Annotated in this window: 24 protein-coding genes and 1 tRNA gene; 13 read left to right on the top strand and 12 right to left on the bottom strand. The window is 66.7% G+C overall.

All coding sequences use genetic code 11. From position 1 onward, the window contains the following. Entirely contained in the window at positions 1-939 is a 939-nt protein-coding gene (locus ACZ9J7_RS04010; protein ID WP_476207205.1) for a phosphoribosylaminoimidazolesuccinocarboxamide synthase, read from the top strand. Positions 940-1011: 72 nt separating this feature from the next. On the opposite strand, the gene ACZ9J7_RS04005 is transcribed toward ACZ9J7_RS04010, so the two are convergent. Then, positions 1012-2277, bottom strand: coding sequence for a helix-turn-helix domain-containing protein (locus tag ACZ9J7_RS04005; RefSeq protein ID WP_307362754.1), 1266 nt, complete (start codon positions 2275-2277; stop codon positions 1012-1014). A gap of 128 nt (positions 2278-2405) precedes the next feature. On the opposite strand from ACZ9J7_RS04005, the gene ACZ9J7_RS04000 reads away from it, so the two are divergent. After that, on the top strand, positions 2406-2636 hold the full coding sequence (locus ACZ9J7_RS04000) for a hypothetical protein (protein ID WP_141159357.1): 231 nt from the start codon (positions 2406-2408) through the stop codon (positions 2634-2636). Positions 2637-2792: 156 nt separating this feature from the next. Here the strand turns inward: ACZ9J7_RS04000 and ACZ9J7_RS03995 are convergent. The 5 genes from ACZ9J7_RS03995 to ACZ9J7_RS03975 all read right to left on the bottom strand — a co-directional run bounded on the left by ACZ9J7_RS03995 (position 2793) and on the right by ACZ9J7_RS03975 (position 10056). Further along, positions 2793-2869, bottom strand: a tRNA-Pro gene (locus ACZ9J7_RS03995). Between the two features lie 84 nt (positions 2870-2953). Further along, positions 2954-4777, bottom strand: a complete 1824-nt coding sequence (locus tag ACZ9J7_RS03990) for an ABC transporter ATP-binding protein (protein ID WP_476207201.1) — start codon at positions 4775-4777, stop codon at positions 2954-2956. Continuing rightward, the gene (locus ACZ9J7_RS03985) at positions 4774-6582 is read right to left on the bottom strand and encodes an ABC transporter ATP-binding protein (RefSeq protein WP_476207200.1); all 1809 of its coding nucleotides are present in this window, start codon (positions 6580-6582) and stop codon (positions 4774-4776) included. Before ACZ9J7_RS03985 ends, ACZ9J7_RS03990 begins: the two co-directional genes overlap by 4 nt. Before the next feature lie 192 nt (positions 6583-6774). Next, positions 6775-7719 (bottom strand): metallophosphoesterase, encoded by a 945-nt coding sequence (locus ACZ9J7_RS03980; protein ID WP_476207198.1) that lies wholly within the window; start codon positions 7717-7719, stop codon positions 6775-6777. A 6-nt stretch (positions 7720-7725) separates the two neighbouring features. Further along, entirely contained in the window at positions 7726-10056 is a 2331-nt protein-coding gene (locus tag ACZ9J7_RS03975) for a transglycosylase domain-containing protein (protein ID WP_476207196.1), read from the bottom strand. 37 nt (positions 10057-10093) lie between these two features. Between ACZ9J7_RS03975 and ACZ9J7_RS03970 the strand changes: the two genes are divergently transcribed. From ACZ9J7_RS03970 to ACZ9J7_RS03960, 3 genes are read left to right on the top strand one after another with little or no spacing between them, the layout of a single operon-like run. Then, positions 10094-10249, top strand: a complete 156-nt coding sequence (locus tag ACZ9J7_RS03970) for a DUF4177 domain-containing protein (RefSeq protein WP_009359196.1) — start codon at positions 10094-10096, stop codon at positions 10247-10249. A 1-nt stretch (position 10250) separates the two neighbouring features. After that, the gene (locus tag ACZ9J7_RS03965; RefSeq protein WP_476207191.1) at positions 10251-10784 is read left to right on the top strand and encodes a RidA family protein; all 534 of its coding nucleotides are present in this window, start codon (positions 10251-10253) and stop codon (positions 10782-10784) included. 15 nt (positions 10785-10799) lie between these two features. Continuing rightward, entirely contained in the window at positions 10800-11711 is a 912-nt protein-coding gene (locus tag ACZ9J7_RS03960; RefSeq protein WP_476207189.1) for an NUDIX hydrolase, read from the top strand. A gap of 86 nt (positions 11712-11797) precedes the next feature. Here ACZ9J7_RS03960 and ACZ9J7_RS03955 read toward each other — a convergent pair whose 3' ends face one another. Next, complete coding sequence (locus ACZ9J7_RS03955; protein ID WP_011775987.1) at positions 11798-12475, bottom strand: Crp/Fnr family transcriptional regulator; 678 nt, start codon at positions 12473-12475, stop codon at positions 11798-11800. A 196-nt stretch (positions 12476-12671) separates the two neighbouring features. Here ACZ9J7_RS03955 and ACZ9J7_RS03950 point away from each other — a divergent pair, with 196 nt between their 5' ends. After that, positions 12672-13856 carry a MarP family serine protease gene (locus ACZ9J7_RS03950; protein WP_476207188.1) on the top strand — a complete coding sequence of 395 codons (1185 nt, stop codon included), beginning with the start codon at positions 12672-12674 and terminating at the stop codon, positions 13854-13856. A 10-nt stretch (positions 13857-13866) separates the two neighbouring features. On the opposite strand, the gene aroQ is transcribed toward ACZ9J7_RS03950, so the two are convergent. From aroQ to acs, 3 genes are all read right to left on the bottom strand, one after another. Next, a complete protein-coding gene (gene aroQ, locus ACZ9J7_RS03945; protein ID WP_476207186.1) occupies positions 13867-14331 on the bottom strand; it encodes a type II 3-dehydroquinate dehydratase in 465 nt (154 codons plus the stop codon). Between the two features lie 79 nt (positions 14332-14410). Next, complete coding sequence (locus ACZ9J7_RS03940; protein ID WP_476207184.1) at positions 14411-15172, bottom strand: DeoR/GlpR family DNA-binding transcription regulator; 762 nt, start codon at positions 15170-15172, stop codon at positions 14411-14413. Positions 15173-15267: 95 nt separating this feature from the next. After that, a complete protein-coding gene (gene acs, locus ACZ9J7_RS03935; protein ID WP_476207182.1) occupies positions 15268-17286 on the bottom strand; it encodes an acetate--CoA ligase in 2019 nt (672 codons plus the stop codon). A 407-nt stretch (positions 17287-17693) separates the two neighbouring features. Here acs and ACZ9J7_RS03930 point away from each other — a divergent pair, with 407 nt between their 5' ends. Genes ACZ9J7_RS03930 through ACZ9J7_RS03920 form a run of 3 tightly spaced genes read left to right on the top strand, consistent with a single transcriptional unit; the run spans position 17694 to position 20652 of the window. Next, a complete protein-coding gene (locus tag ACZ9J7_RS03930; protein ID WP_476207180.1) occupies positions 17694-19139 on the top strand; it encodes a reticulon family protein in 1446 nt (481 codons plus the stop codon). Between the two features lie 44 nt (positions 19140-19183). After that, positions 19184-19978: an endonuclease III gene (gene nth, locus ACZ9J7_RS03925; protein ID WP_476207178.1), complete on the top strand. Its 795-nt coding sequence runs from the start codon at positions 19184-19186 to the stop codon at positions 19976-19978. Further along, positions 19975-20652: an NUDIX hydrolase gene (locus tag ACZ9J7_RS03920; protein WP_476207176.1), complete on the top strand. Its 678-nt coding sequence runs from the start codon at positions 19975-19977 to the stop codon at positions 20650-20652. The genes nth and ACZ9J7_RS03920 overlap by 4 nt, the downstream gene beginning before the upstream one ends. Positions 20653-20668: 16 nt before the next feature. On the opposite strand, the gene ACZ9J7_RS03915 is transcribed toward ACZ9J7_RS03920, so the two are convergent. Both ACZ9J7_RS03915 and ACZ9J7_RS03910 read right to left on the bottom strand, forming a co-directional pair. After that, a complete protein-coding gene (locus ACZ9J7_RS03915) occupies positions 20669-20857 on the bottom strand; it encodes a YegP family protein (RefSeq protein WP_476207174.1) in 189 nt (62 codons plus the stop codon). Positions 20858-21018: 161 nt separating this feature from the next. Beyond that, positions 21019-22758, bottom strand: a complete 1740-nt coding sequence (locus ACZ9J7_RS03910) for a bifunctional 3'-5' exonuclease/DNA polymerase (protein WP_476207173.1) — start codon at positions 22756-22758, stop codon at positions 21019-21021. Positions 22759-23039: 281 nt separating this feature from the next. On the opposite strand from ACZ9J7_RS03910, the gene ssd reads away from it, so the two are divergent. From ssd to ACZ9J7_RS03890, 4 genes are read left to right on the top strand one after another with little or no spacing between them, the layout of a single operon-like run. Continuing rightward, a complete protein-coding gene (gene ssd / locus ACZ9J7_RS03905; protein ID WP_476211798.1) occupies positions 23040-24080 on the top strand; it encodes a septum site-determining protein Ssd in 1041 nt (346 codons plus the stop codon). Beyond that, complete coding sequence (locus tag ACZ9J7_RS03900; RefSeq protein ID WP_476207171.1) at positions 24077-25378, top strand: TadA family conjugal transfer-associated ATPase; 1302 nt, start codon at positions 24077-24079, stop codon at positions 25376-25378. Before ssd ends, ACZ9J7_RS03900 begins: the two co-directional genes overlap by 4 nt. After that, positions 25375-26247, top strand: a complete 873-nt coding sequence (locus ACZ9J7_RS03895) for a type II secretion system F family protein (protein ID WP_476207170.1) — start codon at positions 25375-25377, stop codon at positions 26245-26247. Before ACZ9J7_RS03900 ends, ACZ9J7_RS03895 begins: the two co-directional genes overlap by 4 nt. Further along, on the top strand, positions 26244-26852 hold the full coding sequence (locus ACZ9J7_RS03890) for a type II secretion system F family protein (protein WP_476207169.1): 609 nt from the start codon (positions 26244-26246) through the stop codon (positions 26850-26852). Before ACZ9J7_RS03895 ends, ACZ9J7_RS03890 begins: the two co-directional genes overlap by 4 nt. The last annotated feature ends 103 nt before the right edge of the window (positions 26853-26955 follow it).

Below are 26955 nucleotides of genomic sequence, written 5' to 3'. Positions count from 1 at the left end.
ATGACTGAAACCCCGGAAAACCGCGGCTACGCCACCGAAACCCTGGACCTGCCCGGCTGGACGCACGTCTATTCAGGCAAGGTCCGCGACCTCTACGAGCCGGCCGACGAAGCCGTCCTTCAACGCTTTGGGCAGGACTGCGTGCTGGTGGTGGCGAGCGACCGCATCAGCGCCTATGACCACGTGCTGTCCAGTGAAATCCCGGACAAGGGACGCATCCTCACCCAGCTGAGCCTCTGGTGGTTCGACCAGCTGGGCGTCGAACACCACGTGCTCGGCTCAACCGCCGAGGACGGAGTGCCCGCCGAAGTTGAAGGCCGGGCCATGATCTGCAAGAAACTGGACATGTTCCCGGTGGAATGCATCGCACGCGGTTACCTCACCGGCTCCGGGCTGGTGGAGTACAAGGCTTCCGGTACGGTCTGCAACATTCCGCTGCCTGAGGGGCTGGTGGACGGGTCGCGGCTGGAACGCGCCATCTTCACGCCGTCGGCCAAGGCCTTGATCGGCGAGCACGACGAAAACATCACCTACGACGCCGTGGTTGCCCTGGTGGGGGACGACATCGCCGCCCGCCTGAGCGAGCTGACGCTGAAGATCTACACAACGGCGGAAAAGATCGCCCGGGAGCGCGGGATCATCCTGGCCGACACCAAAGTGGAGTTCGGCTACGACGCCGTCTCCGGGTCCATCACCCTTGGCGATGAGGTGCTGACCCCGGATTCCTCGCGTTTCTGGGACGCTGCCACCTACAAGCCGGGCCAGGCGCAGCCGTCCTATGACAAGCAGTACGTCCGTGACTGGCTGACCTCGCCCGAGTCCGGGTGGGACAGGTCCTCCGACACCCCGCCGCCGGCGCTGCCGGCAGATGTGGTGGAGCGTACCCGCAGCCGGTACGTCGAGGCGTACGAGAAGATCACCGGCAAGACCTTTTCCTAGGACTTAGCCAAAAGCCGGGGAGGCCCATGTGGATGGGCCTGCCCGGCTTTTTGGTCAGCTTGCCCTCTTTGGTCAGCTGGCCTTGGAAGCCGAAGCCGCCCGTTTCTGTGCCAGGTTGATTTCAAGGATCGCATCCAATGCCTGCTGGACCCGGTCCTGCGCGCCGGCGGCGGCAAACGCCTTTCGTGATTCCTCCAGGTGCACCAAAGCCTCCTCTGTTTCTCCTGAGGCTTTCAGGGACTTGCCAAGCAGAAGTGAAACTTCCCCGGCTGTGTGCTTGCCCAGGGCGTCGCGTTCGGCATGGATTTCACGGAGCTTTTCGACGGCGGCCACGATGTCCCCGGTCAGGTAGAGCCAGCGCGCGCGAATAAAGGCGACTTCGAGTTCGTCGCTCTTGGTTCCGCCGACGATCGAGAAGGCCAGTTCCGCACGTTCGATGGCTGCCAGTGTTTCCGGCTCCACGATTCCAGACGATAGACGGACGGCTGCGGAAGCCTTGTTGAACCGGGCCCAAAGCTCAATATCGTTAGCGGGAGAGAGCAGTCGTGCTGCCCGCTCGTGGTGCTTGACGCCTTCGGTGTAATCGTGCCGCATGAACGCCACATTGCCGACAACCCAGGCGACTTCGCCAGCAAGCTGGGACATGGAGTGCTCGTCCACCTGCTCCAGCAGGGCCTGGCAGTACTTCCAGGCTTCATCCAGCCGTCCGCTTTCGGCGAGGGCGCCAATGAGAATCCGGTGCGCGCCGATGAGGACCGTGGACCCCCTGGGAAGGTTGACCGATAACTTTACGGCCTCAAGCGCATGGTCCACAGCGAGTGCCAATTGGCCCTGGCCATGGCAGACAGCGGCCAGCATCTGCAAGGCGCGAACGCCCAGGCCGACAGACTCTCTCGCCATGGGGTGTTCGAGGAGGCGTTCGATAATCTTCTGGCACTCCGGCAGGTCGCCCTGCTTCATGAGGCACTCGGCCTGCATGTAGGTCATATTCCACCAGGCACTGGTGTTTTTGCCGTCGAGCGCTATTTGCGCGGCGGTGGCTGCGTGGCTTGCCGCCAACGGATAATCCCGCAGATCCCATGCTTGGCGGGCGTAAAGCCCAGCGAGGACATATTCGGCGTCGCTTACGGAAATAGGTTGGCTCCAAGCCTCCAGTGCCTTGGGTGCCAACTCGAGCCGCCGGGCCAGTTCTTCGATAACTTCAGCTGTTGGTTCGCGCCGACCCGTCTCAAGTAAAGAGATGTAGCTGGGTGAATACAGGTCCTTGCCCAGTTCGGCCTGTGTCAGTCCACGCTCGAGGCGCTCCGCCCGGAGCTTTTCTCCGAATCCGTTGCCCACGCGTTTCCTCCTTCTGGACAGCCGGGACTGTGAATGCTTGACAGCCCCTGTGGAAAATATTTTACAATGTGTGTCAACAAGGACAGTGCTGGCTTTGTAACGAATCCGACTCGTATTGAGGAACTTATATGTTGAAGAAGATTGCAACCGCGGCCGCCTTGGCTGGGGCCCTGGCCTTTTCCGCGGCGGCTCCGGCCGTTCTGTCTGCAGGTTCCATCGCCGATAACTCGGGTACGTCGGTAGCTATTGGCAACTGGCCTGACCCCGCCTCCACCAAGGCGAAGAAGGACAAGAAGACCACCACTACCACGGACACCTCGATCGTCACCTACATCGGTAACTGGCCTGACCCGGCGTAAATAGCTTCCTCACAACAGGAGGCGAGGACAGCCCCGGAGCAACAGCTCCGGGGCTGTTCCTTTTAAATCGGCGAGAAACTTAGGCCGGCAACAAACTGTCGTAACCACATCGAGATACAAAAAGAGGGCCTCCGTAGGGAGACCCTCTTTCCGTTATGGTCGGGATGACAGGATTTGAACCTGCGACCTCTTCGTCCCGAACGAAGCGCGCTACCAAGCTGCGCTACATCCCGATCCGCTGCAAAAGCAACTTTACAAGGATAGCCGATTCCTGGTCCCGATGCGAAATCCGGGGGCCGGGCCCCGTGCCGGCAACCTCAGACCAGCGAATCCTTCCATGCGCCGTGGAGGTCAGCGAACCGTCCGCCGCCGCCAATGAGTTCTTCGGGCGACCCGTCTTCCACGATCCGTCCGTCGTGGACCACCAGCACCCGGTCCGCCGTTTCCACCGTGGACAGGCGGTGGGCGATGATCAGGGCCGTCCTCCGTGCTGCCTCAGTGCCGGTCAGCAGCCGGGCCAGCCCTGCCTGCACCAGCCGTTCGGACGGGATGTCCAGCGAGGAGGTGGCCTCATCCAGGATCAGCACGGCTGGCCGCGCCAGGAAGGCCCTGGCAAAGCTGATCAGTTGGCGCTGGCCGGAGGAGACCCTGCCGCCGCGCTTGTTGACGTCCGTGTCGTAGCCCTCGGGGAGCTCCAGGATGAACTCGTGCGCTCCCACGGCCTTGGCGGCCTCTTCGATTTCGGCCCGGGACGCTTCCGGACGGCCCAGTGCGATGTTGTCGGCAACGGAGCCACTGAACAGGAAGGCTTCCTGGGTGACCATGACGATGTTGCGGCGGAGGTCGGTGGTGGCCAGGTCGCGGAGATCGACCCCGTCCAGGGTGAGTGTTCCAGAGGTGACGTCGTAGAAGCGGGCGATGAGCTTGGCGAGGGTTGATTTTCCTGCGCCCGTCTGGCCCACCAGCGCCACGGTCTGTCCGGCCGGGATGTGCAGGTCCAGGGCGGGAACCACCAGGGGGCCGTCCCCGTAGCGGAACTCAACGCCGTTGAAGTCGATCCGCCCCGTGGCGGTGGGCAGCGCAACCGGGTTCTTGGGCGGCCGGACCGTGGGCACCTCTTCTAGGAGCCCGGAGACCTTCTCCAGGGCTGCCTGCGCGCTCTGGAACGAGTTGTAGAACATGGCCATCTGGTCCACGGGCTGGAAGAACCGCTTGGTGGACAGGATAAGGGCAAGGAGTACGCCCACTGCGAGGTCGCCGCCCAGCACGCGGAACCCGCCGAAGAGCAGGACCACTGCCACGCAGACGTTGCCGATCAGCACCAGGCCAGGCTGGAAAATCCCGTTGAGGTTGATGGAGCGGACAGTCACCTGCCGGTAGTCTTCAGCCAGTTTCCCGTAGCGCTCCGAGTTCTCCTTCTCCTTGCGGAAGGCCTTCACGGCTCGGATGCCGGTCATGGTTTCCACGAAATGCACGATCAGCCGGGCGGAGACCACACGTGATTCGCGGAAGGCGATCTGCGAGTGCTTCTGGTACCAGCGGGCCAGGAAGAACATCGGTACGCCGGCGGCCAGCACCAACAGCCCGCTGCGCCAGTCCAGCGCAAAGATGGTGGCGGCGGTGAAGGCCATGAACAGCATGCCGGAGGCCAGGGAGCTGACTCCCGAATCAAGGAGTTCGCGCAGCGCCTCCAGGTCAGAGGTCTGGCGCGCGATGATGCGGCCGGAGGTGTACTTCTCGTGGAACTCAAGGCTAAGCCGCTGCGTGTGCCGGAACACCCGGACGCGGAGATCCAGCAGCATGGCCTGGCTGAGCCGCGCCGTGGAGGTGACGTACAGGGCGGTGAGTCCCGCCGTCGCGATCGCTGCCAGCAGGTAAGCGACGCCGGTGAACACCAGCGGGAGGTTATCGCCGGCCTGGAGCGCTGGGAGGGCATGGTCGATGCCGAAGGCAATCAGCGCCGGGCCAGCCACGCGCGCAGCCTGGGAGAGCACCACCATGGCAATAGTGAGCCAGAACCGTACCCGCACCGGACGGATCAGCGACCCCAGCAGGGCCAGGGACCGGCGTCGGACTGCCCGGCTCTCAGCCTTGCTGAGGTGGGCATTGTCCTCGTTGGCTGTGCCAAACGCTGCGCTCATCGGGTCACTTCCTCGGCCTGGTCTTCAAGCGCCGACAGTTCGGAATCCAGGTCCCGCGGCTCCCGGTCCAGGCTGGCGATGACGTAGCGGTAGTGCGGGTTGCGGGACAGCAGTTCGGTGTGGGTTCCGACGGCGGCGATGCGCCCGTTTTCCAGCAGCGCCACCCGGTCAGCGAGGGCCACGGTGGAGGGCCGGTGGGCGACGATGAGGGTGGTGGTGTCCTTCAGCACCTCCCGGAGGCGTGCCTCCACCAATTCCTCGGTGTGGACGTCCAGGGCGGACAGGGGATCGTCCAGCACCAGGACGCGCGGCCGCGCGGCAATGGCGCGCGCCAGGGCAATGCGCTGCCGCTGCCCTCCCGACAGGCTCAGGCCTTCCTCGCCGATCAGCGTGTCCACACCCTGGGGCAGGGAGTAGGCGAAATGGGCCTGGGCAACGTCGAGGGCTTCATCGAGTACCTCCTCGGAGCGGACCGGGGCGCCGAGGAGCACGTTGTCCCGCACCGAATTCGAAAAGAGCGTGGTGTCCTCGAAGGCCACCCCCACCATGCGGCGCAGTTCGTCCACGTCGAAGTCCCTGATGTCGATGCCGTCAATGCTGATGGCACCGCTGGTGACGTCATACAGGCGGGGAACCAGTTGGATCAGGGCACTCTTGCCGCTGCCGGTGATGCCCACCAGGGCCATCGTCTCCCCGGGCCGGACCTCGAGGTTGATGTCCTTGAGGATCGGCTTGTCCGGGGCGTCTTCGAAAGCAAAGGTTGCGTTGGTGAAACGGAGCGCACCGGCGGGCTGCCCCGGGCGCCGTGGCTCCGCCGGGCTGGTGATGGTGTTGGGGGTATCCATCACCTCGTAGTGGCGGTCGACGGCGGTCTTGGCAGTGAGTGCCATGGCCAGCAGCATGCCGGAGAATTCAACGGGGGAAGCGATGACCGCGGCCGTGGCGAAGAAGGCAACCAGCGAGCCGATGCTGAGCTGGCCACTGGCGCACAACATCACGCCGACCACCAGTCCGGCACCGAGGGCAAGTTCGGGGAGCAGGGTGACCACCATGGTGAAGGTCGCCTGGTGGCGTGCTTTCGCAATCTCCGTCTGGCGCAGCTCCTCCGCCTGCTCGTTGAAGTTTTCCAAGGCTTCGCGGCTGCGTCCAAACGCCTTCAGCACGCGGATGCCATGGACCGATTCTTCAACGGTGGTGGCGAGGTCGCCGGCCTGGTCCTGGCTGCGACGGGCAACCTTGCTGAACCGGGTACGGAACCGGAAGCTGTTGATGGTGATGGGAACGGCGGCGGCAAGGAAGATCAGGGCCAGTTGCCAGCTCATGGCAAACATGGCAACGATGCCGATCACCACGGTCAGGGTGGTGACCACCAGCATGATGGCGCCGAAGGCCATCCACCGCCGCAGGAAGTTCAGGTCCGTCATGGCCCGGGACAGCAGCTGTCCGGAGCCCCAGCGGTCGTGGAAGGAGACGGTCAGTTCCTGCAGGTGGTCGTAAAGCGAAACCCGCATCCGGGTTTCCACCGTGGTGGCGGGGTTGATGACGAACTGCCGCCGGAGGGCCACCAGGCCCGCCTCGGCGATGCCCAGCACCAGGATGACGCCCGCTGCGGTCCAGACTGCCTCCGCGGTACCCCCGGGCTGAAGGGCTGTATTGACCAGGACGCGCAGCACCTGGGGGATGGTCAACGCCACGATGCTGGCCAGCAGTGCACAGAGAAGTCCCAGCACAAGCCTGGGAAGGATGGGCCGGACATGCGGATAAACACGGCTGATGGATCGGAAAAAGGGAGTCTGCTTGGCCATGCCCGCTTCTCAAGCTCTAAAACGAATGTAGTTTCCTCTAGCAACTACCCTATGCCATCGAGTGAGACGATTCACAGGGACGTTGGCACCCTTCGACGGCTTGCACAGTTATTGCACTCCGTAATGCCCGACGCGTCTTCAATTCTGGCCCCAGGAACGCTGTTTTGGGACTCCGGCTGATGGGGCGACAAGTCAGCTGGGGGAGGTCAGGGTCAGCAGGACGGCCTCGGGCTTGCAGGCGATCCTTACCGGGGCGAAGCGCGAGGTGCCGATGCCGCCGGAGACGTTGACCGGCGTCGTCCTCCCGTTGCTTGACCAGTCATTGAGGCCCTTGGCGCGCCACGTGGGAATGTCGCAGTTGGCGATGATGGCCCCGTAACCGGGGATGCACAGCTGGCCGCCGTGGGTGTGGCCGGCGAGCAGGAGGTCTGCGCCGCTTTCCGTGAAGTGGTCCAGCACGCGCTGGTACGGCGCGTGGATGACGGCGATCCGGAGGTGGTCATTGGAATCCTGGTTGACCGTTCCCCGGGGCCATCCGGCGTAGCGTTCCCGCTTCAGGTGCGGATCGTCGACGCCGGAGAAATCGAAGCGCATGCCGTTGAGGATCAGCGACTGGTTGCGGTTGGTCAGGTCCACCCAGCCGCTCATGCCGAACCCGGAGCGGAGGCGCGGCCAGTCCAGGGCGACCGGCTTGGGCTTCACCTTGGAAGGACCCAGCAGGTAGGACGCAGGATTCTTGGGGCTCGGGGCGAAGTAGTCATTGGAACCCGGGACAAAAACGCCGGGAAACTGAAGCAGCGGCTTCAAGGCATCCAGCAGCGGGTCCACAGCCTTGACGTGGCTGAGGTTGTCGCCCGTGTTCACTACCAGGTCCGGCCGGAGGTCCGCCAGCGACCCAAGCCACTCAGTCTTCTTCTTCTGCCCGGGGACGAAGTGGATATCGCTCAAGTGAAGAATCCGGAAAGGGTCCCTGCCGGGCGGGAGGATGGCCAGGGTTTCCTCACGGAGGACGAACTGGTTCTTCTCCCAGAGCCCATAACCGAAGGCGGCCATCCCGGCCGCGGTTCCGGCTCCTGCAGTGACGGCAAAGCCGCGCCCGATGGAACGGGCGCGGCTTGCCAGGCTATCGATGTCCATGCGTGGTCAGCCGTTTCCCTTGCCGTTGCCGTTTCCGTTGTTGCTGGGTGCGGGCGCCGGCGCCGGCGCCTGGGTGGCGGGAGCCTGCGTTGGCTGCGTGGACGGGACCGGGACCGGGGCCTGGGTGGCCTGCGGCGCGGTGGTGGCGGGGGTGGTGTTCCGGGTGGGGCCGCTGACCATGTTGCTCGGCGGCGCGGGGAACGGGTTGGTCCCGTACGCCGGGGCAATCTTCGTCATGAAGTTGGAGAACATGGGGCCGGCAATCATGTAGCCGTCAATACCGGGGTAGAACTTCCCGTTGACCGTGATGTTCTGCCCTGCACGGGTCTGGCCGCCCAGGGGGTCACCGAACCAGGCGGCGGTGGCCAGACCGGTGGTGTGTCCAACAACCCAGGTGGAGCCGTTGTTGTTGGACGTACCGGTCTTGGCGCCGATGGGGAAGCTGGTCTTGGTGGAGAGCCGCGGCCGGATGAGGGAGCCGGAGCCCTGGTTCATGACTTCCTGCAGCGCGTAGTTCACGCCGCGGGCAACCTCCGGTTTGATGGCGTCGCGGCAGCTGCTGGACTGGGCCGGGAGCTGCTTGCCGGTGGCATCGACAACCGAGGTGATGGCGATGGGTTCGCAGTACTTGCCGTCGTTAGCGAAGGTGGCGAAGGCGCTTGCCATGGTCAGCGGCGCCGTCTGGGTGGAACCGAGCAGGTTGCCCAGGGTCATCATGTCCACCTTGGGGTTAGGCTCGCTGCCATCCGCGGACGGGAGGCCACTGTGCAGGCCAACGGCGTCAACGATCTTCTGGATTCCGCAGAAGTCCAGCTGGGCGGCGGAGGCGAAGGTCACCGTGTTGATGGAGTTGTAGAGGCCCTCAAGAACCGTGAGCGGTTTGTACCACTGCGGCTCGGCGTTCTGGAGGTCGTCCGCCGCGCCCAAGGACTTCTGCGCCGTGTTGTAGGCGCCGTTGACCTTGCCGCAGGTGTTCTTCCATGGGTAGTTCAGCGGGTAGACGCGCTGGGCTGCGTTGACCACGGTGTTCATGGTCTTGCCCTCGTTTAGCCACTCAGCGAAGGTGAACGGTTTCATGGTGGAGCCGGGCTGGAAGCCACCAACGCCGTTGAGGTCGTTGCCGTCCTTGTCCAGCTTGTCCACATTGAAGTTCAACTGGGAATCGAAGCCCTGGCCGGGCAGGAAGGTGGTGTTCTGGGCCATCGAGATGATCTTGCCGGTCCCCGGCTGCACCGACACCATCGACGATCCCCACTTGTCGGGATTGGACCCCGTGGCTGCGTTGACCTGCTCCTGGGCCGTGGCCTGGGCGTTCGGGTCAAGGGTGGTGGTGATGGTCAGGCCGCCGCCGTAGATCAGGCGCTGGCGGTCCTTGACGTCTGCGCCGTAAGCCGGGTTGTTTTCCAGCAGGTGCAGGATGTAGTCGCAGAAGTACGGGGCAGACGCGGCGTAGGCGCAGCCCTGCTTCGGCTGGGTCACCTTGGGCTCCACCGGGGTGGCGACGGCGGCTTCATACTCTTCCGCGGTGATCTTCTTCTGGTCCTTCATCAGCCCCAGCACCAGGTCCCGGCGCTGCTTGGACTTCTCGGGGTTGGTGATGGGGTCGAAGGCGGAGGGGCTGTTCACCAGGCCGGCAAGGAGCGCTGCCTGCGGCAGGGTCAGGTCCTTGGCGCTGGTGCTGAAGAAGTAATGCGACGCCGCCTCGATGCCGTAAGCGTCACGGTTGAAGAACACGATGTTCAGGTAGCCCTCAAGGATCTGGTCCTTGGTGAACTCCTTCTCCAGGGCGATGGAGAGCTTCATCTCGCGGAGCTTGTCGCCGACACCCTTGTTGACGCCGTTGAGTTTGATCTGGTCCTCTTCGCCGGCGGCCGCGAGGTTGGCGTTCAGGACGTTGTTGACATACTGCTGCGTGATGGTGGACGCGCCCTGCTTGTTGCCGCGGGCCGTGGCGACCAGCGCGCGGAGGATGCCGGTGGTGTCCACGCCGCCGTGGTCGTAGAACCTGCTGTCCTCCACCGCGATGATGGCGTTCTTCATGTTCGGTGAAATCTGGTCCAGCGGAACCTTCGTGCGGTTCTCCGTGTAGACGCTGGCGATCTCGCTGCCGTCCGCAGCCAGGATCCTGGTGGTCTGGCTCGGGGGATCAACCTTCAGTTCGGCGGGAAGGGAATCGAAGAAATCGATGGAACCGCTTGCCGCGCTGCCGGAGACAGCCGCGGCAGGGACCAGCAGGCCCGCCACGAGGACACCGCAAATCGCGCTCACACCAAGGAAAAGAAGGATCTTACCCAGTGTGGTGGCAGTGTCGAATAAGGGGTTGTTGCGAGTCGCCATGTTTTCCACTTTACCGGCAAGGGCTACGCTTTCTCTCATGACCAAATGGGAGTACGCGACGATTCCGCTCATCATCCACGCTACAAAGCAGATCCTTGACCAGTGGGGAGAGGACGGCTGGGAGCTCGTCCAGGTAGTCCCCGGACCCGACGGTAACGGCCTTGTCGCCTACCTCAAGAGGGAGAAGCAGTAGCATGAGCACCCCCGCAGAAGCCCAGTCCAGCGCGGCAACGGCGCCGGTTTCCGCCGTCGAGCAGCGCCTCGCGGAACTTGGCCTTGCCCTCCCGGAAGTTGCCGCCCCGGTAGCCTCCTACGTTCCCGCTGTCGTCTCCGGAAGCCACGTCTACACCTCGGGCCAGCTGCCGTTTATTAACGGCAAACTCGAAGCTACGGGCAAGGTTTCCGCCGGAACGGAAGGGTTCGCCGATGAGCCCACGGTTTCCCCGGAGGACGCCCAGCGTTACGCGGCTGTGTGTGCCGTTAACGCCCTCGCTGCCGTCAAGAGCGTGATCGGTGACCTTGACCGCATCACCCGCATCGTCAAAGTTGTGGGATTCGTCGCCTCGGATCCCTCCTTCACGGGCCAGCCCGCCGTCGTCAACGGTGCCTCGGAACTGCTGGGCCGCGTCCTTGGCGACGCCGGGCAGCACGCACGTTCCGCCGTCGGCGTTGCCGTTCTTCCGCTCGACTCTCCCGTAGAGGTCGAGCTGATCGCCGAATTCAGCTAAGACCGGACAACTCCCTTGCCGCATCTCGCACGACGCCTTTTTGCACTGCCCCAGGATCTTGAAGGGGCAGCGCAAAGCTGGCTCGAACACGGCGAGCGGACCCCCAGGGCCGCACGCTTTGCATCATCCGTAGTCCTCCTGCGCGATTCCCCCACCGGTTTGGAGACGTGGCTGGCTTACCGGCCTGGCTCCTCGCCGCTGGGGGTCCTCGCCTTCCCCGGCGGGTCCCTTGACCCGGCCGACGACGAGCCCATGGGGTGGCTTGGCCCGTCGCCGCAGCACTGGGCTGAGCAAATGGGAACGGACGACGTCGGGCTGGCGCGCCGCCACGTGGTGGGAGCCATCCGGGAACTCTTCGAGGAAACCGGCATCCTGCTGGCCGGCCCGGACATGTCCAATACGGTCGAAGCCACGTCAACGTCCGAATGGATGCGAGCCCGCGTGGCCGTCGCGGACCAGGAAAAGACCCTTGCCCAGGTCCTGGGCAAGCGCGGACTTTCCCTCCGCACCGACCTGCTGAAGTCCCTGGTCAACTGGCGCAGCCCCGACTTTGCGCACCGCAGGTTCGACACCCGGTACTTTGCGGCCACCCAGCCGCTTGGCCAGGAGCCGTCGCTGCTTGAGGGCAAAGGCGTATGGGGCCGGTGGGTCAACGCCGCGCAGGTGGTCCAGGAACGGAACACCAGCAACCTCGGTGACGAGGCAGGCCAAGACAACACCGTGGGCCGGCCCTTGGGCGAACTGCTCGTGCCGGGCTCTGAAATCATGCTGGAAAAGATGGCGACGGCCAACGGCTGCATCGCGTACCTGAGCTACAAGCGGAAGCACCACGTGTACCAGCCGGCCCTGGTCGAAGAAGACGGCAGGCTCATGCTCGAGGTCGAGGCGGCCAAGACCGTGGCGGGGGACCACCAGCGCGAACGCTGACGCCGCCCGGTTGAGCTCGTCAGTGTGACGGCTCCGCCGTGCGCAATAAAAAGGCCGCCCCGTGGGGCGGCCTTTTTTATATGGTCCTAGCGGGAGCGCTGGCGGAGGCGCTGCATGTCCAGGATGACCACCGCGCGGGCCTCGAGCCGGAGCCAGCCACGCTGGACGAACTCGGCCAGGGCCTTGTTGACGGTTTCGCGGGAAGCGCCCACCAGTTGCGCCAGTTCCTCCTGCGTGAGCTCGTGTGCCACCAGGACGCCGTCCGTGGCCGGGCGGCCGAAGCGGTCCGCAAGGTCCAGCAGGGCCTTGGCCACGCGGCCCGGGACGTCGGAGAAGACGAGGTCCGAGAGGGAGTCGTTGGTGCGCCGCAGTCGGCGGGCCAGGGCCTGCAGCAGCTGGGCCGAGACCTCGGGGCGGGTGCGCAGCAAGGCGTTCAGGCTCTCGTTCTTGAGCCCGGCCAGCCGGGTTTCGGACACCGCGGTGGCGGTGGCCGTGCGGGGGCTGGGGTCGAACAGGGCCATCTCGCCGAAGAGCTCACCCGGGCCGAGGATGGCCAGGAGCGACTCGCGGCCGTCCGGGGACGTGCGGCCGAGCTTCACCTTGCCGGAGACGATGAAGTACAGCTGGTCACCCTGGTCGCCTTCGCGGAACACGGATGCACCGCGGGAAAGGTCCACCTCGGTGAGCTCGTCCGTCAGCAGCCGGAATGCGTCGTCGTCGAGCGTGGCGAAAAGGGGTGCTCGGCGCAGTACCTCGATGTCCATGAAATCTCCTGAGTAAAAGTATCGGCTGTGGGCGCTTTTGCCATTGTTTCAGAATTTTCAAGGTTCTGTGACGAACTTGGCACGGGAAACACGGGCGGGCTGGCCGCAGCCGGTCTTCCGCAGGCCGCGGCAGCCCACAGAAGGTTGTCAGCGTCCGCCACTAGAATGGGGGTTCAACTGTAAATAAGGAGCCTTTGTGGTCGGCCTGACTGTCCTGGACATTGTCCTGATCCTGGCGCTGCTGTCATACCTGATCTATGGCTTCCGCAATGGGTTCCTGGTCACTGTCGGCGGCCTTGTGGGCTTTGCTGCCGGCGCCATCGCCGCGTTCTTTGCCGTCCCCCTGGTCAGCACGTTCGTTGAGGACTCCGGGTGGAGGCTCACTGCGATCATCGCTGCCGCCGTCGTCCTGATGGCGTTGGGGCACGGCCTGGGAACCATGGTGGGGCGCCAACTCCGCGGCGTGGTGCGGATCCGGCCCCTGCGGGCGGTGGACCGGCTCGTGGGCGGGGCGCTGAACCTCGTGGTCTCCGCCCTGGTGATGTCCATGCTGGCGTTCAGCGTCAGTTCACTCGGCGTGCCCGTTGTGTCCCAGCAGTTGGCCGAATCCAAAGTCATCCGCTTCATCGACGGGCTGACGCCCACACCGGTCAAGGCCACCATGGCGGAGCTGCGGTCCACGGTGATCGGCAACGGCATTCCCACCCTGCTGGAAGGGCTGGACCAGGGCCAGGCGTTCCAGGTGCCGAACACCAGCACGAATACGCCCGCGCTTAACAAAGCTGCCCAGTCCGTGCTGAGGATTGCCGGCACTGCCTATGAGTGCGGGCAGAACCAGACCGGCAGCGGGTTTGTCGTCTCAGAGGACCGGGTGGTCACCAACGCGCACGTGGTTGCCGGCGTGTCGCAGCCGGTGGTGGAAATGCCCGACGGCGGCGCGATGCCCGGACGGGTGGTCTACTTCGACACCCGGCGCGACCTTGCAGTCTTGGCCGTGGACAACCTGCCCTCGCAGCCGTTGCAGTTGAGCCGCGACCTGCCCGGCGGAAGCCAGGCCGCGTTCGCCGGGTACCCGCACGGCGGTCCGTTCCAGTCCAAGCCGGCCACCGTCCAGGACATTGCCACGGTCCTGGTTCCCGACATCTACGGCAACAATCCCTCTCCGGAGGACATCTACCGCCTTGCCGGTGACGTCCAGCCGGGAAATTCCGGTGGCCCGCTGCTCACCACGGACGGCCAGGTGGCAGGAGTGGTCTTCGCCAAGGCAACCTCGGACGCCGAGGTGGGGTTCGCCATCACCATGGGTGACCTGGACCCGGTAGCCGAGCAAGCGCCGTCGCTGTCCTCACCGGTTTCCTCGGGACAGTGCATCAAGAAGTAGTCTTTTCCGGCTACAGGACCTCTGCCAGGTAGTCGATGGCGAGTTTGTAGCCAAACACTCCCGCGCCCACAATCACTGCCGCGCATACAGGCGACAGGTAGGAGTGGTGCCGGAATTCCTCCCGCTGGTGCACATTGGTGATGTGAACCTCGACGGCGGGAAGCTGCACGGCTGCCAGGGCGTCACGAAGTGCCACGGAGGTGTGCGTGAAGGCGCCCGCGTTCAGGACGATTCCCACGGCGGTATCCCGGGCCGCATGGATGGCGTCCAGCAGGACGCCTTCATGGTTGGACTGGACGCACTCCACGGCGAAACCGTGGTTCTTCCCGGCGGCGGCAGCCAGCTGTTCCACGTCGGCGAGGGTGGAGGTGCCGTACTTTTGCGGCTCCCGCGTACCCAGCATGTTTAGGTTGGGGCCATTGATTACGAGGATGGTGCCGCGGCCGGCTGCGACAGTGGAGGAGGCTTCAGTCATGCCTGCAAATCTATCGGTTGGCCCTCCCCGCCGCGCATTCTTACGAAGTATGCGGACTGCGGGCTCCAGAATTGATGGGCTATACGGGGACCACGCGCAGCTTCGAACGTTCGCCCAGGACGCGCCGGGCCTCGGCGCTGAGGCCGTCATCGCTGATGACCTCGTCCACATCATCAAATGCGGCGATGGAGCTGATACCCAACATGCCCCACTTGGTATGGTCAGCCAGAACCACAGTCCGGCGGGCGGCTGCCATGAAAGCGCGGTCGGTCTCGGCCTCGAGCAGGTTTGGCGTGGTGAACCCGGCGTGGGCATCCATGCCGTGGACGCCCAGGAAAAGGACATCAAGGTGCAGCTGCTTGAGGGCTGCCGTGGCGATGGGCCCGACCAGGGCGTCCGACGGCGTGCGTTCGCCGCCGATCAGGATCACGGTGGACCCGCCGGGGTGGAAGAGGTCGGCAATCCGCATCGAGTTGGTCACCACGGTAATGCGGGGACCCTCGGCCAGCTCCCGGGCCAGTGCCCACGTCGTGGTGCCGGCGCCTAACCCAACCGCCATGCCCTCATGGACCAGGGCCGCCGCTTCCACGGCAATGGCCCTTTTCTCCGCGGTCAACTGCGTGGACTTCAGCTCGAAGCCCGGTTCATGCGTGCTGGCGTCCCCGGGCAGTTTCGCGCCGCCGTGGATGCGCTCCAGCTTCCCGCCCTCTTCGAGCTGCTCAATGTCCCGGCGCACGGTCATCAAGGACACGCCCAGCTGCGCGGCCAGGTCCGAAATCCGCACCACCCGCTCCCGCTGGACAGCATCCACGATGGCCTGGTGTCGGGCGGCTGCAAGCATGTGAACGGGTTCCTTCATCGGGGATACAGGTTTGCTCCCAGCATACGGCGACGGCGCCGCCCGGGGAGGGCGGCGCCGTCGTCTAACTGATGCGACTACTTCCGGAGTGACGCGGCGATCTGCTGCATGATGGTCGGGTCCGACAGGGTGGTGGCGTCGCCCGGGTCGCGGCCTTCGGCGACGTCCTTGAGCAGGCGGCGCATGATCTTCCCCGAGCGGGTCTTGGGCAATTCCGGCACCACCAGGATGTTTTTCGGCTTGGCGATGGGGCCGATTTCCTTGCCCACGTGGTTGCGGAGTTCCTGGACGGTGGCGTCGCCATTGTTCGCGGCGTCGCCCCGGAGGATGACAAACGCGACGACGGCCTGGCCGGTGGTTTCGTCCGTGGCACCCACGACGGCGGCCTCCGCCACGGCGGGGTGGCTCACCAGTGCGGACTCGATCTCCGTGGTGGAGAGCCGGTGCCCGGAAACGTTCATGACGTCATCCACCCGGCCCAGCAGCCAGATATCGCCGTCTTCGTCCCGCTTGGCGCCGTCGCCGGCGAAGTACATGTTCTCGAACCGGGACCAGTAAGTGTCCTTGAAGCGCTCCGGGTCACCCCAGATACCGCGCAGCATGGAGGGCCATGGCTCGCGGATCACCAGGAAACCGCCGTGCCCGTTCGGGACGGACTCGCCCATTTCGTCGACGACGTCCACGGCGATGCCGGGCAGCGGCACCTGTGCCGAACCGGGCTTGGTGGCGGTGACGCCGGGCAGCGGGGCGATCATCTGGGCGCCGGTTTCGGTCTGCCACCACGTATCAACGATGGGTGCCTTGTCGCCGCCGATGACCTTGCGGTACCACATCCAGGCTTCGGGGTTGATCGGTTCGCCCACCGAGCCCAGTACGCGGAGCGAGGAGAGGTCGTACTTCGCCGGGATCTCCGAGCCCCACTTCATGAAGGTGCGGATGGCCGTGGGGGCGGTGTAGAGGATGGAGACCTTGTACTTTTCCACGATCTCCCACCAGCGGCCCTGGTGCGGGGAGTCCGGGGTGCCTTCGTACATGACCTGGCTGGCACCGTTGATGAGCGGCGCGTAGGCGACGTACGAGTGGCCGGTGACCCAGCCGACGTCGGCCGTGCACCAGTAGACGTCCGTCTCAGGGTGGAGGTCGAAGACTGCCTTGTGTGTGTAGGCCGCCTGGGTGAGGTACCCGCCGGTGGTGTGCAGGATGCCCTTGGGCTTGCCGGTGGTCCCGGAGGTGTAAAGGATGTAGAGCGGGTGCTCGGAGTCGTGGCCGACGGCAGTGTGCTCGGCGGACGCGGTGTCCACGGTGTCTGCCCACCAGTGGTCCCGGCCCTCGGTCCAGTCCACGTCCTGGCCGTTGCGCTTGACCACCACCACGTTCTGTACCGTGTGGCCGTCGTGGGCCAGGGCGTCGTCGACGGCGGCCTTGAGGGGGCTGGGCTTGCCGCGCCGGTAGGTGCCGTCCGCGGTGACCACGAGCTTGGCCTCGGCGTCATCGATCCGCGAACGCAGTGCTTCTGCGGAGAAACCGCCGAACACTACCGAGTGGACCGCGCCGATCCGGGCGCAGGCCAGCAAGGTGATCACGGCCTCCGGGATCATGGGCAGGTAAACCGCCACGCGGTCGCCCTTGGCCACGCCCAGGGACTCGAACGCGTTGGCTGCCTTCTTCACTTCTTCGGTGAGCTGCGCGTAGGTGTAGGTCCGCGTATCGCCGGGTTCGCCCTCGAAGAAGATGGCCACCCGGTCGCCGTTGCCAGCTTCGACGTGCCGGTCCAGGGCGTTGTAGGCGGCATTGAGTTCGCCGCCCACAAACCACTTGGCGAAGGGCGGATCGGACCAGTCCAGGGCCTGCGTGAAGTCCTTGTTCCAAGTCAGCAGTTCCCGCGCTTTTTTGGCCCAAAACGCCGGCCGGTCAGCGTCCGCTTCCCCGTATTCGGAGGCGGTAACGACGGCGTTGGCCGCGAACTCAGGGGAGGGCGGGAAGGCCCGGGTTTCGTGCAGCAGGTTCGCGAAGGCATCGCCCTGGTGGCCTTGGTCCGCCGGCTGGGCGGAAGCGGAAGGAACGGTGGCCGTGGAGCTGGGGGTGTCCTGGGACATGTGAACCTCATCATTCATCGATCGTCGCCGCGCGGAACGCCGCCTGCGCAGGGCCCTCCGTTCGCACGGCACTGGGCGCCAGCCGGGCGGACGCACCGCAAAGAGCTGTTCCGCAACCTAGCCTAATGCTTGCCGCGCACGCCTTGTGCTCCCCGTCACAAACACGACCATGAGCGGCATTTTTTAAGCGGTGAATGGCGTCTTCGTTACTTGCCGTGGTCCCCTGCGGGCCTGCTCCAGCTAGTGATCAGCCAGGCTGTTGACTAGGCTGAGATGGAATTGTGACTTCACTTTGGGCCGCCCCGGCCAAGCATAAACAGTGCCCGGCCGGGGCAGGACCGCATGTCAAGACGGCACAGTTTTCGGGTCCGGACCGGGCCCGGTGCCGCCACGCTAAGGAGAGCAGAATGAACCAGCAGAGCTTCGGCCAGCGAACGGCCCCGGACACCGGGTCAGGTCCCGGAGGCTCCGGATCCGCCGCCGGGGGACCAGGGCACCCTGCCCCCGCCGGCAACGCGGCAACGGGACAGGCTGCCGGACCCAAGGCTGCCTCCGGAAAGATCGACCCCAACGCCCACCAGGCGGTTCTGGGCCCGTTCACCGTTCGGGACCTCGCTGTCTTTGCCGGCACGCTGATCCTGTTCGTCGCGTCCCTGCTGCCCCTCTTCGGTACCCGCTACAACCTGTGGAACCTGAACAACCTGTTCTTCCTGGGGCTGGGCATCATCCTGCCGTTGATCGCCAGTGCACTCTTCGCCGCGCGCAGGCTCGCCCCCGCCACGAAGATACGCGTGGGTTCGCTCTCAATTGACCAGTTCGCCTCCGTGGTGGCCTCCTTCGCCGTGGCTTTCTTCTTCCTGTCCGTTGCGGGCGGCTATGTGACCAGCCTGCTGGTGGGCCTGATCGGCTCCCTGGTCCTGTTCGTTGCCACGGTGCTGGGCCGTTTCGTGCCCTATCTGTCCGGTGATTTCAAGGACCGGCCCGAGATGCCGGCGCATGTCGTGGCCCGGGAAGCCGCGGTCCCGGCCCGGAAGCCGCGGGCCCCTAAAGCGCCCAAGCCGGAGACCGGCGCCAACCAGTCCAAGGCCGGCTTCAAGGGCGCCGGCATCTTCGGGGGTGCCGGTGCCGGTTCCTCGGCGGTCCAGCCTGGATCTGCCAGCCCGAGCCCTGAACCTGCGAAGCCTGAACCTGTCCGCTCGGCACATGCGCCCGCCACCGCTGCCGTTCCGGTGGCCGCCGCCGGGACATCAAACCCGGGAACCGCCGGAGCCGCAGCTGCCGCCGCAGGAGCCGGTGCCGCGGCCGCCGCATCCGGTGCCCACGGGCCTGCCGGGTCCGCATCGACCGCGCCCGCCCGCGAAGCTTCCGAACGGACCCCTGAAGTGGAGGCCGGGCCGCCCACCCAGGCAGCCGACGTCGTCCGCCCTGCCCCTGAAGTGGAGGCCGGGCCGCCCACCCAGGCAGCCGACGTCGTTCGTCCTGCCCCTGTGCCGGATGCCGGCGAGACCCGGCACGCGGACATTCCTGCGGCCAATGCCCCCCAGGCGGCGTGGGAGCCGCCCGCTGCCACCGCGGTACACCAGCAGGTCCGGTCCGAACAGCCCATCGGGGCAACGGTGGACCCGGCAAGCCGCCACGATGACACCGACGGGCAGCCGATCCACGAGGCCTTTTGGTTCGCCGTGGCCCAGCACCGCACCGCGTTCGATCCCCGCACCGGAGCGCCCGCCTTCGTGATCGAGCCCGGTGGCTGGGTGCTGGCGCTCGAGGACCGCGGCCACGAGTTCCTGGTGCAGCACACTGACGGACGGCTGGGCGTCCTGCGCGACCTCAGCAACATCGAGCGCGGCTGACACCGGTGGCCGGGGCCCGCACCAAGACCGGCCAGGCCACGGGGATGCCCGTGGTCTCATCCGAATCAGTCCTCGCGCTGAAGCGGAGGGCGCGGCGCATCCATAGGGCCCTGGCCGAGAAATACCCGTACGCCCACGCGGAACTGGACTTCCGGAACCCGTTCGAACTGCTCGTGGCCACTGTCCTGTCCGCCCAGACCACCGACGTCACGGTCAACCAGGTCACCAAGGTGCTGTTCGCGCGCTGGCCTGATGCACGGGCACTGGCAGAGGCGGATCCCACGGAGCTTGAGGCCATCCTCAAACCCACCGGGTTCTTCCGTGCCAAGGCGAAGAACGTCCAGGCCCTGTGCACGCGGCTGGTGGACGAGTTCGACGGCGAGGTTCCGGGCCGGATGGAGGAACTGGTCACGCTGCCCGGGGTAGGGCGCAAGACGGCCAACGTGGTGCTCGCCAACGCTTTCGGCGTCCCGGGCATCTCGGTGGACACCCACTTTGCCCGGCTGGCCAAGCGGTTTGGCTGGACGCAGTCAGAGGATCCCGTGCAGATCGAACAGGACGTGGCGGAGCTGTTCGAGCGCAGGGACTGGACCATGCTGTCCCACCGGGTGATTTTCCATGGCCGCCGCGTCTGCCACGCCCGGAAACCCGCCTGCGGCGCCTGTCCCGTTGCCACCTGGTGCCCCAGCTACGGGCTGGGCGAAACCGACCCCGCCAAGGCAGCCAAGCTCCTCAAATACGAACTGGCCCCCGGCAGCGAGGAGCTGCTGGAGCGGTACCTGGCAGAGCAGCACCGTGCCGCGGAAATCCGGATGGCTTCCCAAAAGAGGACCCCGTGAGCGCACGCGAAGACCTCGCCGAGCTGGTGCGGCGCGCCGAAACCGGAACGGCCGGACCTCCTGATCCGCGCTGGGCGGCGTTGACCGTTGATGCGGCACGTGCCCGCAGGGCTGCAGTCCTGATGCTCTTCGGCGTCCTTGACGACGTCCCCGCTGTATCCGGCAAACCGCTCGCCCCGGCGGACCTCGACGTCCTGCTCCTGGAACGCGCCCACACGCTGGGCTCCCACCCCGGCCAGGTGGCCTTTCCCGGCGGCGGGATCGACAAGGGCGAAACCCCGGTAGCGGCTGCGCTTCGGGAAGCCGAAGAGGAAACAGGGCTCGATGCCGGCGGAGTTGAAGTTCTCGGAACACTCCAGGAACTGGGCCTGGCATACAGCAACTTCCTGGTGACGCCAGTCCTCGGGTGGTGGCACGCGCCCTCACCGGTCCGCGTGGTGGATTACGGGGAATCCGCGCAGGTGTTCCGGGTGCCGGTCCGGGACCTGCTGGACCCGGACAACCGGGTGATGGCCACGGTCCACCGCGCGGGCCGCACCTTCGACAGTCCCGCGTTCACCGTAAATGGCGTGGTGGTGTGGGGTTTCACCGGCATTGTGCTGAGCGGCCTCTTCGACCAGTTGGGCTGGTCGGTTCCCTGGGACCGGAACCGGCTCCATCCGATGGGTGTCTAGGGGGGTATCCGGGGCCTCAGGCCCGCCGGCGCAGATCCACCACGATTCCGGTGGCCGCGTTCTCCCGCATCGCCTTGATGCCGTCGCGCAGCATGGCCAGGGACTTGAACGTCGGTGAAAAAGCAACGGTGTTGCCCTCGGCGTCGGTGAGCCGCAGCCGGTACGAATCGTCGTCTGCGCGGTGTATTTCAAATCTTCCCGCCATGGACGGGGACCTCCCTGGTATGCGTCGTTGCATCAGCGTGTGGACCGGTCTGTTTCAGTCACCGCTTTCGACTGTAACCTCCGCCACCGCACCCGTCGACCTACTGCCGGGTAGGTTACCTTGCGTCTCGTTGGCAGGATTTTCAGGACCCGCGGGACCTGCTATTTGGCCAGGTCGTAGGAGTCGACGACAGCGAGGCTTACCGGGAACTCCACCGGGATCCGCCCGAACAACAGCTCCTTCGCCGCCACGGCTGATTCCTCAATGGCTGCGATGCAGGCGTCCACCCTGTCCGCGGGTGCATGCACCATCACCTCATCGTGCAGGAAGAAGACCAACTCGGCCCGGACAGGGCCGCCGCCGCTGGCGCCGGTTCCCGCCGTCGCCAAGGTGCGCAGGCGCCGTCGTAATTCCGCGAGCCAGCATGCCGCCCAATCCGCTGCGGAGCCCTGGACCACGAAATTCCGGGTGAAGCGCCCGCGGGACCGGGCGATGGACTCTGCCCGCCGCTGCTCTTCGGCGGTGGTGGAGCGCTGGCTCAGGAACCACCGCTCCGAGGGCGGCGGGCTGCTGCGGCCCAGCCGGGTGGTCACCGTTCCACCGGCTTCACCCGCCCGCGCCGCACGCTCCACAAAGTCGACGGCGCGCGGATAGGTGCGCGCCAGCTGCGGCATCAGGCGGCCTGCCTCACCGGAGGTTGCCCCGTACATGGCGCCCAGCAGTGCCATCTTCGCTTTGGCCCGGTCCCCGCCGAAGCCCTTGGCGGCGATGCCGGCATATAAGTCCTGGTCCCGTGCCGCCTCGGCCATGGTGGAATCCTGGGCCAGGGCCACCAGGACACGAGGTTCCAGTTGCGAGGCGTCCGCGACGATCAGTTTGTGGCCCGGATCTGCATGCACCGCACCGCGGACCTGGCGCGGGATTTGCAGTGCGCCTCCGCCCCGGGAGGCCCAGCGTCCGGAAACCACTCCGCCCACCACATACTCGGGGCGGAACCGTCCGCCGTCCACCCAGACGTCCAGCCAGGACCAGCCGTTGGCCGTGTGGAGGCGGGAAAGCTTCTTGTATTCGAGCAACGGCTCGATGACGGGGTGGCTGGATTCTCGAAGCTCCCATTTCCGGGTGCTCTTCACCTCGATGCCGTTGCGGTGCAGGGCCCGCATCAGGTCCTGCGGCGAATCCGGGTTGAGCCCCGGGGAGTTGAGCAGGGCGCGCAGCTCCGCAGCCAGCGCCTCCAAGCGTTGCGGACGCTGTCCGGCGGGCGGGCGGGGACCCAGGTGGCCCACCAGGATCTGTTCGTGCAGGTCCTCCCGCCACGGGACCCCGGCGTGCTGCATCTCCGCGGCCACCATAGCGGCTGCGGACTCCGCCGCGAGCAGCAACTGCAGGCGGTTCCGGCGGTTCTCCTCTGTCCCCACGGCGGCCAGGGCTCCCTGCTGGGCAGCATACTCGGCGCGGAGTTCATCCAGGGTCCACCCCGGCGCCGGCCCGGCGGCAGGTTCGTCGAACAGCGCGCCCTGGTCGGCAGGGGGACGCGGGGGAAGCAGGGTTTTCGGTGGAAGCAGGGGATCCTCCACCGGAACCCTGTCGGTGTTTTTGGCGTAATCGGTCTGGGCGCTGAACTGCGAAAAGGCCAGGATGTTGCCGCACAGCGTGACGTCGTAGCAGCGCTCCACTTCCACGCCGGCGGCGAGCAGCGCGGGGTACCAGTCCTGGGTCCGGTGCCAGATCCAGCGGGGCGGCTGGCCGCCCGGGCGCCGGGCCTCCAATTCACGGACGACGCCGGCAAGCCCGCCAGGTGCCACCACCCTCGGTTCGGGGTTGGCGGGTAAGGGGTGGCCGGCCTGTGTCAGTTCCTGCAGTGCCGCGCCGCGGGGGTGGGCGGCAAGCAGTAGGTACATGCTCCCATTGTGCCCTGCCGGGAGGGGTTGCTTGGTTGTCCACATAGGGGAGGTTCCCCCTTAACTGGCGTTTGCTGCCGCGGCAGAGTGGCTGCATGAGCAGGCATCAGCTGAATGCAGCGCAGCCCGGGCCGGAGCAGGTCCCGGATTCTTTCCGGCGCCCACCGGGCCGGGGATCACCAGCCCGTGCACCGTCGCAGGACAACGCGGCGGCCAGCGCACCCTGGCTGCCGGACAGTTCCCATCCGAATGGGTCAGCGCCGGACGGTGCGGGGGAGGTGCTGCTGGTTACCTCATCCGCCGTCCTCCGCGCCGAAGTGGAACGCATCGTGGCGGCCGCCGGCTCCCGACTGCGCGCTGTTCCGGATGCGGTGGAGGCCGGACGCTACTGGGACGCTGCCTCAGCCGTCCTGGTGGGCAGCGACGTGCGGGAACTGCCACCACGACGGCGCACGCCCGCAGTCCTGGTAGGCCTGGACGGCGAAGGCGACAGCCTCTGGCACCTTGCGGCCGCCCTGGGTGCCGACCGGGTTGCCGTGCTGCCCGATGCTGCTGCCTGGCTGGCGGACCACCTGAGCCGGTCGCGCTCCCCGGGCCCGGGCGGCCTGGTCCTTGGCATCACGGGTGGTTGCGGCGGGGCAGGGGCCACCACTGCCGCTATTTGGATAGCCCAGGCCGCGGCTGGCCTGGGGGCGCGCGTGCTGCTCGTTGACGGCGACCCCTGGGGCGGGGGCCTTGAACTGGCGCTCGCCGCCGAGGAAACCCCCGGACTGCGCTGGCCGGACCTCGCCGAGGCCAGGGGCAGCATCGACCCCCTCCAACTGGCCGATTCCCTGCCGGTGGCAGGAGGCTTCTCCTTCCTGTCCTGGCCCGCAACCCGGGAACAGCCGTCCCCCGTCGCTGCTGCGGCCGCAGCCGGGGTGCTTGACGCCGCCCGCCGGGGCTATGAGCTGGTGGTCGTGGATGTGGGCAGGGGTGCAGAGCCGCTCCGGACTGTGGCCTGGGACTGCGACCGGATCATGGTGGTGGTGCCGGCACAACTGAAGGCGGCGGTGGCGGCGGTGCGGCTGCTCCAGGAACTCCCGCCGGTGGAAGCAGCTCTCCTGGTGCGTGGCCGGCCCGGTGCGGCGCTGGACAGTTCCCTGATCGCCGATGCCGTCGGGCTGCCTGTGCACGGCCGGATGCCGGAGCTCCGGGCTGTCCCCGGGGCCATGGAGTCGGGCCGGCTGCTGGACTGTGGGAAGCGGCGGGCAATCCGGCATTTCGGCGCCACCGTGCTCGACTGGCTTGGCGAGGACCTGCAGGCGGGGGATGCCGCATGAGGCGCGCGACCGGTGCCCCTTCGAGTCCCGCCTCCGCCATCGTCAGCCCGGCCGGTCCCGCAGGCCTGGGCGCACGGCGCAGCGCCCGGATCCTGGAGGCAAGCCAGGCCGTCCGCCCGGAGCGCGGAAGGGATGGTGCCGGACGTGGCCGCGTCGATTCAGGGCTGCTGGAATCTGTCCGTGACTCAATGATGGCCGAGGCAGGGGGTGTGACCCCCTCCCGCGTCGCTGCGGCCGTCCAGGCCACCGGCAAGCTGCTGGGCACCGCCGGAGCGCTCGCCGCGGTGGAACGGATCAGCGCCGAGCTCAACGGGCTGGGCCCACTGCAGGAGCTCACGCGTGACCCCGCAGTTACAGACATCTTCGTCAACGCCCCCGATTCCGTGTGGGTGGACCGCGGCGCCGGCATTGAACGCGCCCCGGTGGTGTTCGATGGCGAATCCCAGCTGCGCGCGCTTGCCTGCCGGCTGGTGGCCGCCGGCGGCCGCCGCCTGGATGACGGTTCACCGTGTGTCGATGTCAGGCTTGCCGGCGGCTACCGTGTCCATGCCGTGTTGCCGCCGGTTTCCACGTCCGGGACGCTGCTCAGCATCCGGATCCGCAGGGAGCGGGTCTTCGCCATGGAGGAGCTGCGGACGGGAGGCATGTTCACCCATCGGGTGCAGGACGTGTTGGAACGGATTCTCGAGCGGCGGTTGAGCTTCCTGGTCAGCGGCGCCACAGGATCCGGGAAAACCACGCTGCTGTCCACCCTGCTGGGCCTGTGTTCCCCGGACGAACGCCTGGTCCTGATCGAGGACGCGGCGGAACTCAACCCGGTCCACCCCCACGTTGTGGCCCTCGAAGCTCGCCATGGAAACCTTGAAGGCGGCGGCGCCGTCGACTTGGGGGAGCTGGTCCGCCAGGCCCTGCGCATGCGCCCGGACAGGCTGGTGGTGGGGGAGTGCCGGGGCGCAGAGGTCCGGGAGCTCCTGACTGCGATGAACACCGGGCACAGCGGCGGCGGCGGAACCATCCATGCGAACACGGCTGCCGCGGTCCCCGCCCGGCTCAACGCGCTAGGAGCACTCGCCGGGCTGGGTCCCGAAGCGGTCCGTCTCCAGGCAGCCAGCGCCCTTGACGTCGTCATCCACGTTGGCAGGACGCCGAGGGGCAGGGAAATCCAGTCCATTGGACTCATTGCCGATGGACCGCAGGGGCTGGCCGTGCAGCCGGCAGTGGGGGAATCGGGCGTCCCCGGTCCGGGCTGGCCGGCGCTTGCTGCCCGGCTGGGAATGGATGCCGAGGGTGCCCTGTGACGCTTCTCCTCACCATCCTCCTGTCCTGCGCTGCGCTGTTGCTCCTCAAGCCTCGCCTGGATGCTGCTTCCAGGCTGCGCACGGCAACGGGCCACAGGACCAAAGTGTCCGGCTCCGGGAAGGGACGGGCGTTGCCGTGGGGCAGGGCTGCAGGCGGCCGCGCGCAGGTCCGGAGCCCAGGCCTGACTCTCATCGTGCAGCAGCTGGCGGCGCTGCTGCGGGGCGGCCGGACGCCGGCGCGGCTGTGGGATGAGCTGTGGACGGTATATGGCACGGGTAACGATGCAAACCAGCGCCCGGGGGACGCACCCCTGCCCGGCGCGGCGCCCTCCGGCTGGGCGCCCTCCGGCTCGGTGCCTTCCGGCTGGGCGCCTTCCGGCTCGGTGCCTTCCGGGCCGGTCCTGACGGCGGGTTCTGCCGCCGTCCTGGCTTCGGCGCGGGCCGCTGCCGCCACCGGGGCACCCGTTTCGGAAACCATCCGCCGGGCGGTATCCACGGCGCTCCCGTCCCAGGGCCGCGACGCAAGGACCTGGCTGGAGCTTGCCGCTTGCTTTGACATTGCCGAGGCGAGCGGTTGTCCGCTCGCCGACGTGCTGACCCGGTTCGCGGCCCAGCTGGAAGCGGGGGATGATGCGGATGCGGCCCGGCAAACGGCCCTCGCCGGTCCCAAGGCAACGGTCCGGCTCCTGACCTGGCTTCCTTTGATTGGCCTTGGGCTCGGCGCCGCCCTGGGCGTGGATCCGCTGGCCACCCTGCTGGGGACACCCCTCGGACTGGCCGCGCTGGTCGGCGGGGTGGTCCTCACCGCCGCGGGCAGGGCCTGGTCCGCCAAGCTGGTTGCGGCTGCTGCCGGGCCAGGGACGCCGTGACTACGGGGTGGGTGCCGGGCCTGGCCTTGTTCCTGCTGCTCGCGGCCGGGGCCTGGCTCGCCTGTTCCAGCCAGTCCGTGACGCGCCGGCGGCTGCACCGGCTGTTGCCTGCCGCTGACAGGACCCAGCGGGCGGCAGGTACAAAGAAGGCGTCAGCCCGTGAGGACAGCGGGCTGAAGGACACAGCCATGATGCTCGAGCTTGTGGCCGCGATGCTGGATGCGGGCGCCGGAATTGGCCGGTCCCTCGACCTGGTGGCCGCATCGGCTGCTCCCCAGTACCGTGACTCGCTGCGGCCGGTGGTTTCGGCGCTCGCCATCGGCGCCGACTGGCACACAGCCTGGCGCAGCTCCGCCGTGCGGCTCCCCGAAATCCTGGAGCTGCGGGACGCCCTCGGCTTCGCTGCACTGACAGGTGCACCGTCATCGGCGATCCTGTATGCCCAGGCCGCACGGCTTCGCCGGGAACGCTTCCGGGAGGCCGAAAAGCGCGCCGCTTCACTCGGCGTGAAGCTGGTGATACCCCTGGGCCTTTGCTCGCTGCCGGCCTTCATCTGCCTTGGCGTCGTTCCGGTACTGCTTGCCCTGGTGCCGTCCGGGTCCTAGGCATCCCTTCGCGGCTGCACGTCCCCTCCTCCACAGCGGCGAAGGGGCACGGCTTATCCACTTAGCCCATCCCATCACTTACCGGCAACTGCTGCGCCGGGAA

This window comes from Pseudarthrobacter sp. TE9888, from assembly GCF_056279345.1.
The sequence above is the reverse complement of the archived record's forward strand: the minus strand, read 5'-3'. Positions and strand labels throughout refer to the sequence as shown.